At 72.4% G+C, this 11,664-nt stretch carries 13 protein-coding genes and 1 riboswitch; of the genes, 1 reads left to right on the forward strand and 12 read right to left on the reverse strand.

What is annotated here, in order from left to right:
• Positions 1-55: 55 nt before the first annotated feature.
• The 7 genes from QN152_05070 to QN152_05100 all read right to left on the reverse strand — a co-directional run bounded on the left by QN152_05070 (position 56) and on the right by QN152_05100 (position 6,332).
• Positions 56-1,093 (reverse strand): hypothetical protein, encoded by a 1,038-nt coding sequence (locus QN152_05070; GenBank protein MDR7538889.1) that lies wholly within the window; start codon positions 1,091-1,093, stop codon positions 56-58.
• Positions 1,093-1,854 (reverse strand): hypothetical protein, encoded by a 762-nt coding sequence (locus QN152_05075; GenBank protein MDR7538890.1) that lies wholly within the window; start codon positions 1,852-1,854, stop codon positions 1,093-1,095. Before QN152_05075 ends, QN152_05070 begins: the two co-directional genes overlap by 1 nt.
• 3 nt (positions 1,855-1,857) lie before the next feature.
• Positions 1,858-2,673 (reverse strand): hypothetical protein, encoded by an 816-nt coding sequence (locus QN152_05080; protein MDR7538891.1) that lies wholly within the window; start codon positions 2,671-2,673, stop codon positions 1,858-1,860.
• Positions 2,674-3,618, reverse strand: a complete 945-nt coding sequence (locus tag QN152_05085) for a TAXI family TRAP transporter solute-binding subunit (protein ID MDR7538892.1) — start codon at positions 3,616-3,618, stop codon at positions 2,674-2,676.
• A gap of 24 nt (positions 3,619-3,642) precedes the next feature.
• Complete coding sequence (locus tag QN152_05090; GenBank protein ID MDR7538893.1) at positions 3,643-4,749, reverse strand: ABC transporter substrate-binding protein; 1,107 nt, start codon at positions 4,747-4,749, stop codon at positions 3,643-3,645.
• Between the two features lie 138 nt (positions 4,750-4,887).
• A riboswitch (cyclic di-GMP riboswitch) is annotated at positions 4,888-4,998 on the reverse strand.
• 39 nt (positions 4,999-5,037) lie between these two features.
• Positions 5,038-5,982 carry a transglycosylase SLT domain-containing protein gene (locus tag QN152_05095; protein ID MDR7538894.1) on the reverse strand — a complete coding sequence of 315 codons (945 nt, stop codon included), beginning with the start codon at positions 5,980-5,982 and terminating at the stop codon, positions 5,038-5,040.
• On the reverse strand, positions 5,979-6,332 hold the full coding sequence (locus tag QN152_05100) for a hypothetical protein (protein ID MDR7538895.1): 354 nt from the start codon (positions 6,330-6,332) through the stop codon (positions 5,979-5,981). The genes QN152_05095 and QN152_05100 overlap by 4 nt, the downstream gene beginning before the upstream one ends.
• Between QN152_05100 and QN152_05105 the strand changes: the two genes are divergently transcribed.
• Positions 6,331-6,495, forward strand: coding sequence for a hypothetical protein (locus QN152_05105; protein ID MDR7538896.1), 165 nt, complete (start codon positions 6,331-6,333; stop codon positions 6,493-6,495). The genes QN152_05100 and QN152_05105 overlap by 2 nt on opposite strands.
• 44 nt (positions 6,496-6,539) lie before the next feature.
• Here the strand turns inward: QN152_05105 and QN152_05110 are convergent, their stop codons facing one another.
• The 5 genes from QN152_05110 to alaS all read right to left on the reverse strand — a co-directional run bounded on the left by QN152_05110 (position 6,540) and on the right by alaS (position 11,580).
• Positions 6,540-7,070, reverse strand: coding sequence for a YqeG family HAD IIIA-type phosphatase (locus tag QN152_05110; GenBank protein MDR7538897.1), 531 nt, complete (start codon positions 7,068-7,070; stop codon positions 6,540-6,542).
• The gene (mltG, locus tag QN152_05115; GenBank protein MDR7538898.1) at positions 7,067-8,053 is read right to left on the reverse strand and encodes an endolytic transglycosylase MltG; all 987 of its coding nucleotides are present in this window, start codon (positions 8,051-8,053) and stop codon (positions 7,067-7,069) included. The genes QN152_05110 and mltG overlap by 4 nt, the downstream gene beginning before the upstream one ends.
• Positions 8,054-8,063: 10 nt before the next feature.
• Positions 8,064-8,390 (reverse strand): DUF1292 domain-containing protein, encoded by a 327-nt coding sequence (locus QN152_05120; GenBank protein MDR7538899.1) that lies wholly within the window; start codon positions 8,388-8,390, stop codon positions 8,064-8,066.
• 80 nt (positions 8,391-8,470) lie between these two features.
• The gene (ruvX, locus tag QN152_05125) at positions 8,471-8,929 is read right to left on the reverse strand and encodes a Holliday junction resolvase RuvX (protein ID MDR7538900.1); all 459 of its coding nucleotides are present in this window, start codon (positions 8,927-8,929) and stop codon (positions 8,471-8,473) included.
• Positions 8,926-11,580, reverse strand: coding sequence for an alanine--tRNA ligase (alaS, locus tag QN152_05130; GenBank protein MDR7538901.1), 2,655 nt, complete (start codon positions 11,578-11,580; stop codon positions 8,926-8,928). The genes ruvX and alaS overlap by 4 nt, the downstream gene beginning before the upstream one ends.
• Between the last annotated feature and the right edge of the window lie 84 nt (positions 11,581-11,664).

Raw genomic sequence — 11,664 nt, forward strand, 5'->3', positions numbered from 1 at the left:
GCCCCACCTTCCGCCGATTCCGCCCGGATCCTCCCGCCCCCTTCACGCCATTTTCTCAGGATGCGGACGGCCCGGCGCGGGGACGAGGACTGTAGCGGCGGAAGACCAGCCGGCGGTCCACCAGGCCGCTGAGGACACCGTCCACCTGGTCCAGCGGGACGGCCGCCGCGCGCGCAACCTCCTCGAGGGTGCGGCTGCCGTCCAGCAGCGGGAGCCACCCGACGATCTCCTGGCCGAACCGGATGATCAGGTCGCGCAGCGCCTCGGGTTTGGCCAGGTCCACGGTGGGGGCCAGGAGGAAGCGCTCGTCGCCCCGAAATCGACGAGACACCTCACTCCCGGCCGGGACCACCGTGGGCTCCCTGGATTCTGCCGGCACGGGTAGGGGAGACTCTACAGGTGGCGGGACCGCGGAGGGGGGCTCATCCGCCGCGACCGGGGAAACCGCCTCCGCCTCACCCGAGGGGACGGGCTCCTGCTGCCCGGGCTCCCGCTGCGACGGGGCGAGCTCTTGCTGTGCGGGCTCCCGCTGCGGTGAAGGCTCCGGGGGCGGGAAGAGGTCCACGGCCACGCGGCCGCGGTAGATCTGCAGCAGCCCCTCCTGCAAAGGGAAGGTACCGTCTGTCCCGAGGACAGCTCCCTGGTGGAAGCGCGCCGCCCGCACCAGGCCGTCCTGCACGATCCACGCGGCCGCAGCATCGCCGATGAGCACGGCGACGCCGTTGAACCCGTGTTGCTGGGCCCACCGGACCCAGGCTTCTGTGGAGACGACCTCCGCCGGCAGGGCCGGATGTACCAGCGCCAGGTCGCGCAGTGCCGCCGCCCAGCGCGCCGGAAGAGGCACCTGTCCCCAGCGCGGCGGAGGCATCCGCTCCAGGCGGCGAGCCACTGAGGTGAGGGCGTGCTCCCCCTCCGCCCACCCTTTGCCGTCCCACAGGTGGATGCGGGGACGGCCGTCGACGAAGAGCAGGACCGCCTCGCTCTCGGGCCAGCGCAGCCAGAGGTAGCCGTTCCACTGGTGCCGCTGCGCCACCCAGGTGGCCCAGCGGGCAGGGGTGAGGACTAGCGACGCAGTGCCGCCGCGTACCGCCATCAGAGTGCCTCGATCATCCGCCGGTGCCAGGTCCCGCTGGCGGAGAGCGCCGCAAGCCCGGTCACGCGCAACAGGTTGACCGGGTGAACGTGCGTGTACAGCTCGTAGGAGGCCAGGTAGGCCAGGCCCGGACCGGCCAGGGCCAGGCAGGCCACGCCTGCAGCCACCCCCAGCCAGACGTATCCGGAGACGCCGCCGCGGAAGGCGATGGCCGGTCCCAGGGCCAGCGGCACCAGCAGAGCCGGCATGCCAGCGTAGAAGAGGTCGAGACCCTTCTCCAGGGGGTGGAGCGGGCTGGAGAGCACCGGCCACATGAACCAGCCGACCAGCGTAACCCCCAGCAGCGCACCGCAACCCGCCAGCGCCAGCCGCTGCCACGACGGGAGCATGGGGCTCACCAGGAGGAACTCATCCCCCAGGGCAGCGAGCAGCAGGAGGAAGGCCGTCACCTGGAAGGCGTCGGCCGCGGACGGGTAGAGGCGCGCCGGGCCGGACCACTCCCGCAGGGCGTAGACCAGCAGCCCTACCACCCACACCCCCGGTGCCCAGGCCGCCAGGTGCCAGACACGTCGCTCGCGGTCTCGGGGACCGTAGGTGCGCGCCGCCCGCAGGAGGGCCGTCGTCGCAGCAGCCGCGGCCAGGACCTGCAAGGTGAGGCTGAGCAGGTGCTGCACCAGGCGCGCGCCCGCGTCTACCGGCACGGGCAGGAAGACCGCCAGGCCGGCGGCGACCAGGAGGAGCGGCAGCATCAGCGCGACCACTTCTCAGTCTCCCTGCGCTGCGGACTGCAGGATCTGCTTCACGGCGTCCTCGCAGGCGAAGTCTCGGGCCAGCGTCAGCAGCAGCCGCTCCGTGAAGGCCGACCCGGCCACCCGCCGCAGCCCCTCTGCCACGCGGCGCAGGGCGGCGGCGCCCTGCTCCGGGCTGAGGCGGCCCTGTATCGCGCCCCCGGAGGCGGTGGCGTGTGGTGCCATCGCCGCATTGGCCGCCTCCTCCAGTTGCAGGGCCAGCGGGCTTCCACGGTGCCGTCGCACCCGCGCCAGCGCCTCAGGCAGCAACCGCTCCCACGGCACAGCTCCCGGGCTGCGACCTGAACCCTCACCGCCAGCCGCCACCCGGGGGGTCGGCAGACCGCGCAGCCGGGCCACCAGTCCGGCCCCGCCGCCTGCGGCGCGCCCATCCGCAGGCGCGCCCCGCCCGTCCTTCTCCTCCGCCCCGCGCAGCGCGGCATCGGCGGCAGCGCCGAGTGGCGGAGCCGACCCCGGATGGACGGAGACCAGCGCGTCCGGGTCCGCCCACACCAGGCGGAGCGCCGCCAGGGGGTCCTCCTGCTGCAGCAGCACGTCGCCCGCACCCGCGGGCAGCACCCAGGCACCGTGCAGGCGACCGCAGTCAAACCACAGCGCCGCCTCTCCGGGGCGGCCGGCGGCGTACATCAGGCCGCTGAAGCCACGACGCCGCAGCAGCGCCACCAGCGGGTCGAGACGCAGATAGGCGGGCCGCAGGTCGTCGTACAGCGGCCGCTCCGCGCGGGCCACCCGCAGCAGCGTCTCCGCTTGCAGCCGGGAGAGGGCAGGCATCTACCTGATCCCCCGCTCCCTGTAGTAGCGGTGCGCCCCCGGATGCGCGGGGATGGGCATCCCCCGGCGGGCGGCCACAAGGCTGATATCCTGGCCACGGGCGTGGGCCCGGCGCAGTCGGTCAGCATGCTCCCACAACGCCCGGGTCAGGCTGTAGACGAGCTGCTCGTCCGCCTCCTGGCGCGTCAGCAGCATGGCCACTACCGCCACGGTATCCACAGGACGGTCCTGCCCGCGGTAGGCGCGTGCCGGAATCTCCGCGGCGCTGTAGAGGGGATACTGCACGCGCAGGGCGTCCGCTGCAGCCCGCGGGATGGGTAATAGCTGCAGGTCCCCTCCGGCCGTCGCCTCCTGCACGGCGGCGGTGGAAATGCCCGCGGTGAAGAAGGCGGCGTCGATCAGCCCGTCCCTGAGCTGGTCGGCCGCCTCGGCGAAGGTGAGAAACTCCTGGTGCATGCGGGCGGCATCCAGGCCGAAGTGACGCAGGATCTGCCGGGCGTTCACTGCGGTCCCGCTCCCTGGTGCTCCCACCGCCACGCGCCGCCCCTTCAGATCGGTGATACCGTTGATCCCCCGACCCTTCAGCGTCACCACCTGCACTACCTCCGGGTAGAGCATGGCCACGCCGCGCAGGTTCCCTGCCAGCGGCCGGCCCAGCTCCGCGAACGGCTCCACCCCTCGGGCGGCATACCAGACGACGTCGTGCTGGGCGAAGGCCACGTCCGCATCACCGCGGGCGACCAGCCGAACGTTGGCCACGGAGCCGGCAGTTACCTGAGCCATCGCCTGTACTCCCGGAACCGTCGCCGACCAGATCTCGGCCAGCGCGGTCCCCAGCGGGAAGTAGACGCCTCCCACCTCGCCGGTGGCCACCACGACGTACGTGCGCTGGCCCGCCTCCGCCGGACCGCTCAGGCCGATGGCGCCGGCCAGGATCAGGACCACCGCGCAGCGCGTCGGCCACTCCCCCTACTGCCTCACTGCCACAAAGCGCCCCCCGCTGAGGCGCGCTACCACCACAGCGCCCAGGGGGTCGCCGAAGCGGTCAAACGTCAGGTTGCCGGTGACGGCGGGGAAGCGCCGCAGCGTCGCCACCGCGTTCCGCATCCGCTCCCGGTCCGCCCCCGCGCGGCGCAGGGCAAAGGCCAGCACGCGCACCGCATCGTAGGCCTGGGCTGCGATCTGCTCGGGTGTACGGCCGTACCGTTCGCGGTAGGCGGCGACGAAGCTGCGGACAAGGGGGAGGGGGACGTCCGGCAGAAAACCCGCCGGCACGTACAGGTCGTTGGCGACGGTCCCGGCCCAGGTGGAGGTGTCCTCGGTGTATAGGGCGCCACCTGCTCCGACGGGCAGGCCGGGAGCCGCGGCGCGGGCCTGTCGCAGGAAGAGCGCCCCCTCCGGGGGATACGCCGCCAGGAAGATGGCCTGCGCCCCCTCGGCGAGAGCCCCCCGGAGGTGCCGGGTGAAGTCCCGCTCCCCCTGCCGGAAGAGGCGACACCCGGTGACGACGGCACCCCTGGCCCGGACAGCCTGCTCAAAGGCCAGGGCAACCATGGTCCCGTAGGCGTTGCTGTCGTGCACTACAGCGATGCGGCGCGCTCCTAACCGGTCCACCAGGTGGGCGGCGACGGCCTGCGCCTGGCTGTGCGCCGGCAGCGCCGTGCGGAAGACGTAGTGTCCGCCGTAGGGCAGCGGGACGGCCGCGCCCGGCGTGATCAGGACCAGGCGGTGGCGCTCCGCCGCGGGGGCGGCGGCCACGGCGGAGGCGTCGCCAAGCGGCCCGAGGACGGCCACCGCTCCCCGCGCCGCCAGTGCGGCCACGAGCTGGGGGGCACTCTCGATGGCCCGTTCCTCAAGGCGCAGCAGGACCAGCGGTCGGCCGCGCACGCCTCCGTCGGCGTTGATCTGGCCTGCGGCCAGCTCGGCTCCCTCAAGGAAAGCGGCCGCACCGCGCGTCCCCTCCGCGGGCGGTACGATCACCCCCAGGGTGAGCGCCGCGCCGGCCGTGGAGGCGGCCGGCGCGCACGCCGGCAACAGGAGGACCGACAGGAGCAGCCCCCACGGTGGCCGGCTCATCGCTTGCCTCATCAGCCAATGGCACCTTCCTGCCGGAGGACGTCTCCGGAGCAACGAACGGCGCAGCGCCCTCAGCCTCGCCTGAATGCCGAGAGGCCGAGGGCGCTGCGCCAGAATGAACCGTAGCTGTCCTCGCCTGTCGGCAGCCCGGCTGACCCTACCCGCAGCGCGCCCGCGGACGCTGCGGCATCTCCCCTGGGTCCCGTGGCTTTGCGTCCCCACCTCGCGGTGGGTTTGCCCTTATCGCAGGCACCTACCCGTCCTTCCCATACCCGGAGCGCGGCCTACCTAGACCCTGCCCGCCCCTGCCGGGTAGACGACACGCAGCCGGCGGTAGAGGTCGCCCACGTTGCGCACGTAGAGCACCGTCTCCTCGTAGGGCGGGATGCCGCCGTACCGCTGCACCGCGCCCTTTCCGGCGTTGTACGCCGCCAGGGCCAGGTGGAGGTTTTCCCACCCGAAGTGATCCAGGTTCCCTCGCAGCACGCGTACCGTCCCGTAGATGTTCTGCACGGGGTCGTCGGGGTGGATGCCGAGGGCGGCAGCCGTCTCCGGCATCAATTGCCCCAGCCCTCTGGCGCCCCGGTGGGAGCGGGCGGTGGGAGAAAATCCGGATTCCACAGCGATGACGGCGGCAATGAGCCGGGGGTCGAGGTTGTACTGCCGGGAGAACCCCAGGATGGCCTCCGCGATGACCTGGGCGTCCTCTGCGGCCAGGCGGGCGTTGTAGAAGCGGGCCATGGCGGCGTAGACGCGCGGGTCCAGGGCGGGCGGCCACGCCCCCGCCGGGATGCCGCCCAGGGCCATTCCGCGGATGGCACGCAGCCCCTGGCGGGCCACCTCCGCCTCCGCCCCCCGGGGGACCAGGAGGAGCGCGCGCTGCAGCGCCCGCTCAGCCTGCGGCAGGTCGCCGCTGGAGGCAAGGGCGTGCCCCCACCACAGCCAGACGTGTCCGTCTCGCGGAGCAAGCACCGCAGCGGCCCGCAGCGCCTCGGCGCCCTCAAGGGGGCGGCCGAGACGGACCAGCGTGATCCCCAGCCAGAACCGCGGCTGTGCCTGGCCTCGCCGCTCCCGCACCGCCCGGTGGAAGGCCTCCGCCGCGGCCGCCAGGTGCCCCTGCCGGTAGAGGGCGATTCCTGCGTCCAGAGTGGAAGCCGCGGCCAGGGGCGCCGGCCTGGCCGCCGCCACCGCCAGCGCCAGGGCCAGGCCCGCGGCAACCTGCCCGTCCCTCACGTCAGCAGGTCGACCAGCTCGCTGCGGCGCTTCTTGATCGCCAGCCGGGCCCGGGCCACATTGCCCCCCGCACGCAGCACGATCACCAGGAAGTGCTCCGCCGTGAGCATGACCACCAGCAGGGAGAGGCGGTCGCTGGAGAGGGAGACGGAGTCCACCTCCCCTCCGTCCAGCTTGCGCGCACAGTATGCGCCCAACTTGAGCAGAACGGCCAGGTCCTGGCCCATCCGCCCCAGGTCGGCCTCCAGGTCCTTGACCACCGCCTGCACCACGGTCCCGTCCATGGCGCCGACCGCCGCCGCCTGCGCGTCGTCGGGGGTCAGTTCCTGGAGGATCGCCCGCAGGGACATGGATGACTTCGTCAGCGCGTCCAACGACCGGGAGGACTTCGACGACTCCACTGCCCCGCCCTCCGGCCTCAGGCGGAGCCGTCCGGCGGCGACGGCGGGTATGGCTCGGTACGGGTCGGGTGGCGGCGCGCGCGCACAGAAGCCCCTGGAGGTCCTGATCTAGCCACTATATGCCCGCGCCTGCGTACCCACAGACCTGGGCCGCGCTCACGGACTTCGCGGGGAGCGCGGTGGGCCGGAGAGGCGCAGCAGCCGCAGGACCATCCGCTCCACCGTGCGGTTGATCCAGCGAGTGGCGGGAAAGTCCCGCCTCCCCAGAGGCTCCACCAGGATGGTGAACAGCCCCAGGCGGTTGCCCCCCAGGATGTCGGTGAGGAGCTGGTCGCCCACCAGCGCGGTCTGGTGCGGCGTTGTCCCCATCATCTCCATGGCCCGGCGGAACATGGAACTGGCGGGCTTGGCCCACCCCGGGGCGATGGGCAGGCCCAGACGCTCGGCCAGCGCGCGGCTCCGGGGGGAGCGGTTGTTGGTCACCAGCACCATGGGGAAGCCCGCTGCCTGCGCCCGCGCTACCCAGGCGCAGACCTCCGCGGGAGGGTCGGCGGCACCGTAGGGCACCAGGGTGTTGTCCAGGTCCAGGACAATGCCGCGGATCCCTCGCACCCGCAAGCACGTCACGTCCACGTCGGTGATGGAAGGAAGCCACAGGCGCGGCCGCAGGAGGTCGCGCAGCCTCACCGCCGCCACCGCCGGATGTTGCGCAGGTGCTCCTGCAGTGTGGTGCTGAAGGCGTGACTGCCGTCGGGCCGCAGCACGTAGAACAGGTAGGGCGTCGAGGAGGGGCGGGCCGCCGCCTCGATGGCGGCCAGGCCAGGGTTGCCGATAGGACCGGGCGGCAGCCCGGCCTGGCGGTAGGTGTTGTACGGGGAGTCCACCAGGAGGTCGGCCGCGGTGAGCGGGCCGCCGCGCCGCCCCAGGGCGTAGAGGACGGTGGCGTCGATCTCCAGCCGCCAGCCCCGCCGCAGGCGGTTGTAGATCACCCCGGCGATGATCGGGCGCTCCGCCTCCAGCCTGGCCTCCCGTTCCACCATGGAGGCGACGGTGATGGCCTCCTGCAGGGTCATACCCAGGGCGCGGATCTCCCGCCGCAGCTCGGGGCTGACCCGCTGGTCGAACCGGGCGAGCATCGCCTGCACGATCTGCCGCTCAACCAGACCTCGGGGAAAGGCGTACGTATCCGGAAACAGGTAGCCTTCCAGGTTGCGCCGCCCTTCCAGGAAGTCGAAGGCGAAGGAGCCGCCCTCCTCCCGCACCAGACGGAGGAAGGCCTCCCGCTCCGCCAGGCCCTTCATGGCCACGAGGTCGGCGATCTGGTCTGCGGTGTAGCCCTCGGGGATGGTGACGCGGTGCAGCAGCACCTGACCCCGGACTAGTTTCTCCAGGATCTCCAGCGGGGACATAGCGGCCGAGAGGAGGTACTCCCCCGACTGCAGCCGCCCGCCTACGCCACGTATGCGGGCGGCCAGGATGAAGGCCAGCGGGGAGCGCAATACGCCCGCCTCGGCCAGTACTCCGGCGATCTGATCCAGCGAGGCTCCCGGGGGGATGACCACCACCCGCTGCGGCGCCTCCCGCGCCGCGGGCTGCAGCCCGGAGGAGACGAGGACGGCCCCGGCCAGCGCCAGGGCCCCCACCATGACGACGGCAGTGATGCCGCGCACGCCTCAGGCATCACTCCCCGGCGGATGGGTCCTCGTCCTCGCCTTCCGCCTCGCCATCCCCTGCTCCTTCTGCCTCCGCGTCGTCGGCGATCTCGATGGCGTCGTACTCCTCCAGGTCCCGCAGCGCGGCGGCCACGCGGTCGAACTCCTCCTCGTCGTCCACCGTGGTCAGCGTCTCGTCGTCCTCCACGCGGAAGATCACCGCCTCCTCCCCGCCCTCCGCAGGCTGGAGGATGGCGTAGCGCTGCTCCGCCACCTCGATGACGTCCACGATGCTGAACTCGTGCTCGTTCCCCTGGTCGTCCACCAGGCTGATGGTCTCACCGTGCTTGCTCACGGGGCACCTCCCGCCGCGACGCCCGGCCGTCGCAGCTTCGACGTCGGGACGCGTGCAGTGTACCACCTCCCTGTCCCCGTTCACAAGGAAGGAGCCTCCTTCCCCTCACAGCGACGGGACCTTCCTTCTCCTTCCCGGTCCAGGTAGCCCTGCAGGAGAAGGGCGGCGGCGACGGCGTCACGCAGCCCGCGCCGCCGGGCGCGGCGCACGTTGCCGGCCAGCAGCGCCCGTTCCGCGGCCACGGTGGTCAGGCGCTCGTCGCAGGGGACCACCTCCGCCTCCACGGCCCCCCGCAGCCGGGCCATGAAGCGATCCACCCGACCGGCCTGCGCTCCCCGCTCCTTGCGCAGGGTGTAGGGGTAGCCGACGACGACAAGGCGGACACCGTGCGCGCGTACGAGTTCGGCGATCCGGGCCAGGTCCGCCTCCCACCCCCGCCGCTCTATTGTCAGCAGAGGCTGGGCCACGGTGCCGCTGGGGTCACTGAGGGCCACCCCGATGCGGCGCTCCCCGACATCCAGCGCCAGGATCCGGCTCACCGCCGTGCCGCCAGCAGCGCGGCCACCTGAGCCCTGGCCTCTTCCAGCGCCTGGGGCAGACGGCTGGGGTCGCGGCCGCCGGCCTGGGCCAGGGTGGCGTTTCCGCCCCCACTCCCGCCCACGATGGGCGCCACCTGCCGCGCCAGGGCCACCGCTTCGATCCCCTGCGCCGCCGCTTCCGGGCCGACCATGATCACCAGGTTGGCCTTACCGTCGCTCTCACTGCCCAGGACGGCCACCGCGGACGGCGCCAGGTCCCGCACCCGGTCGCCCACGCGGCGCAGGGCCTCGTGCGACAGGTTGTCCTTGCGGTAGATCACCACCTTCACCGTGCCGATCTGCGGTGCCTCCTCCACCAGGCGGCGCACCTCCTCCGGGCTGAGGGTGGCGCGCTCCCGCTCCAACTGCCGCAGGCGATCCTGGAGCTTGCGCACCGCGGAGACCACATCCGCAGGTGCCACCCGCAGCAGCTCTGCAACCTCCCGCAGCGCTCCTTCCTGGGCGCGCAGGTACTCCATGGCCCCCCGCCCGGTCACCGCCTCGATGCGACGGATGCCGGCGGCGGCGCTGCCCTCGGCCACGATCTTGAACAGCCCCACCTGCCCCGTGTCGCTCAGGTGCGTACCGCCGCACAGTTCCCGGCTGTACCCGTCGATCTCCACCACGCGCACGCGCTCCCCGTACTTCTCCCCGAAGAGGGCCATCGCCCCCCGCCGCAGCGCCTCCTGGTAGGGCATCCAGCGCGGGCGTACCCGCAGCGCCTCCAGCACCTTTTCGTTGACCCGCTGCTCCACGGCGGCGCGCTCCTCGGGGGTGAGGGCGGAGAGGTGGGTGAAGTCGAAGCGCAGGCGCTCAGGGGCCACCAGCGAGCCGGCCTGCCGGGCGTGCTCCCCCAGGACCTCGTGCAGCGCCCGATGCAGCAGGTGGGTGGCGGTGTGGTTGCGCATGATGTCCCGCCGCCGTCCCCGGTCGATGACGGCGCGCACACCGTCTCCCACGCGCACCGTCCCCCGGACCAGACGGCCCCGGTGCACGATCACCCCCTCCCCCACCCGCTGCGTGTCTGTCACCGTCACCTCCCCGCGGCGGTGGGCGATGCGTCCGGTGTCGCCCACCTGCCCGCCACCCTCCGGGTAGAAGGGCGTGCGGTCCAGGACCACGTCCACCTCCTCGCCCTGGCTGACCTCGTCCACCCGGGTGCCCCCCCGCAGCAGGGCCAGCACCCTGGCCCGCGCCTGATAGGCACGGTAGCCGAGGAAGGTGGTCTCCGGCAGGTCGGCCAGCAGGCGCGCGGCCGCCGCCTCCTCGCCGCTGAACCCGCTGGCCGCCCGGGCCCGCTCCCGCTGCCGCGCCATCGCCTCCTGGAAGCCGGCCTCGTCCACCGCCAGCCCCTGCTCGCGGGCAATGTCCCGGGTCATCTCCACGGGAAAGCCGAAGGTGTCATAGAGGCGGAAGACGACGGACCCGGGCAGGATCACCTGGCGGGTGCGCCGCAGTTCGGCGATGGCCTCGTCCAGCCGCTGCAGCCCCACGGCCAGCGTCTGGCCGAACCGCTCCTCCTCCGCGATCACCGTGCGGCGGATGAACTCGCGGCGTTGCTCCAGCTCCGGGTAGACCGCGCCCATGGCCTGCACCACCGCGTCGGCGACCTCGCTGAGGAAGGGGCGTTCCAGCCCCACCCGCCGCCCGTAGCGCACAGCGCGGCGGATGATCATCCGCAGGACGTAGGCCCGTCCCTCGTTTCCGGGCATCACGCCGTCGGCGATGAGGAAGGCGGCGGCGCGGGCGTGGTCGGCCATGACCCGGTAGGCGACGATAGCCTCCTGCATCTCCTCAGCAGAGTGGCCCAGCAGCGTGCGGATGCGGGCCAGCAGCGGGGCGAACAGGTCGGTGTCGAAGTTGCTGTACCGCTGCTGCAGGACGGCGGCCATCCGTTCCAGACCCATCCCCGTGTCCACTCCCGGCCGCGGCAGTGGCGTGCGCCGGCCGTCGGGACCCTGGTCGTACTGCATGAAGACCAGGTTCCAGATCTCCAGCCAGCGGCCGCAGTCGTTGTCCAGGGCCACGCTGCAGTCGGGGCGGCCGCAAGTGCAGTAGGCCGGTCCCCAGTCGTAGTGCAGCTCGCTGGTGGGCCCCACCGGGCCCACGTCGCCCATCATCCAGAAGTTGGTCTTCTCCCCCATGCGGAAGATGCGCTCGGAGGGAATGCCCAGCTCTCGCCAGGCCTGCACCGCCTGCTCGTCGCCCTCGAAGACGGTGAAATACAGCCGCTCCGGGGGCAGGCCGTACACCTGCGTCACCAGCTCCCAGGCGTAGCGGATGGCCTCCCGCTTGAAGTAGGCGCCGAAGGCGAAGTTGCCGCACATGAGAAAGAAGGTGTGGTGTCGCGGGCTGGGTCCCACCGCCTCCAGGTCGTTGTGGTGGCCGGAGACACGCAGGCACTTCTGCACCGTCACCGCCCGGTCGTACGGCCGCTGCTCCAGCCCCAGGAAGACGTTCTTGAACTGCACCATCCCGGCGTTGGTGAACAGCAGCGTGGGATCGCCGGCCGGCACCAGCGAGGAGCTGGGGACCACAGTGTGCCCCCGCTGGGCGAAGAACTGCAGGAATGTCTCCCGGATGCGCGTCCAGGTCCAGGTTGTCTCCGTCATCACACTCCCCCCAAGAAAAAACCTCTCATCCCAAGGGACGAGAGGTGCTCCCGCGGTACCACCCCGCTTCCGGACCCTGCAGCG

It is taken from the genome of Armatimonadota bacterium (assembly GCA_031459715.1).
GTDB lineage: Bacteria > Sysuimicrobiota > Sysuimicrobiia > Sysuimicrobiales > Humicultoraceae > Humicultor > Humicultor tengchongensis.

What these genes read in the sequence shown, in the direction of transcription:
- QN152_05070 (MDR7538889.1), bottom strand. Translation starts at nt 1,093, where the DNA reads ATGGCGGTACGCGGCGGCACTGCGTCGCTAGTCCTCACCCCTGCCCGC.
- QN152_05080 (MDR7538891.1), bottom strand. Translation starts at nt 2,673, where the DNA reads ATGCCTGCCCTCTCCCGGCTGCAAGCGGAGACGCTGCTGCGGGTGGCC.
- QN152_05090 (MDR7538893.1), bottom strand. Translation starts at nt 4,749, where the DNA reads ATGAGCCGGCCACCGTGGGGGCTGCTCCTGTCGGTCCTCCTGTTGCCG.
- QN152_05105 (MDR7538896.1), top strand. Translation starts at nt 6,331, where the DNA reads ATGGATGACTTCGTCAGCGCGTCCAACGACCGGGAGGACTTCGACGAC.
- QN152_05100 (MDR7538895.1), bottom strand. Translation starts at nt 6,332, where the DNA reads ATGTCCCTGCGGGCGATCCTCCAGGAACTGACCCCCGACGACGCGCAG.
- alaS (MDR7538901.1), bottom strand. Translation starts at nt 11,580, where the DNA reads ATGACGGAGACAACCTGGACCTGGACGCGCATCCGGGAGACATTCCTG.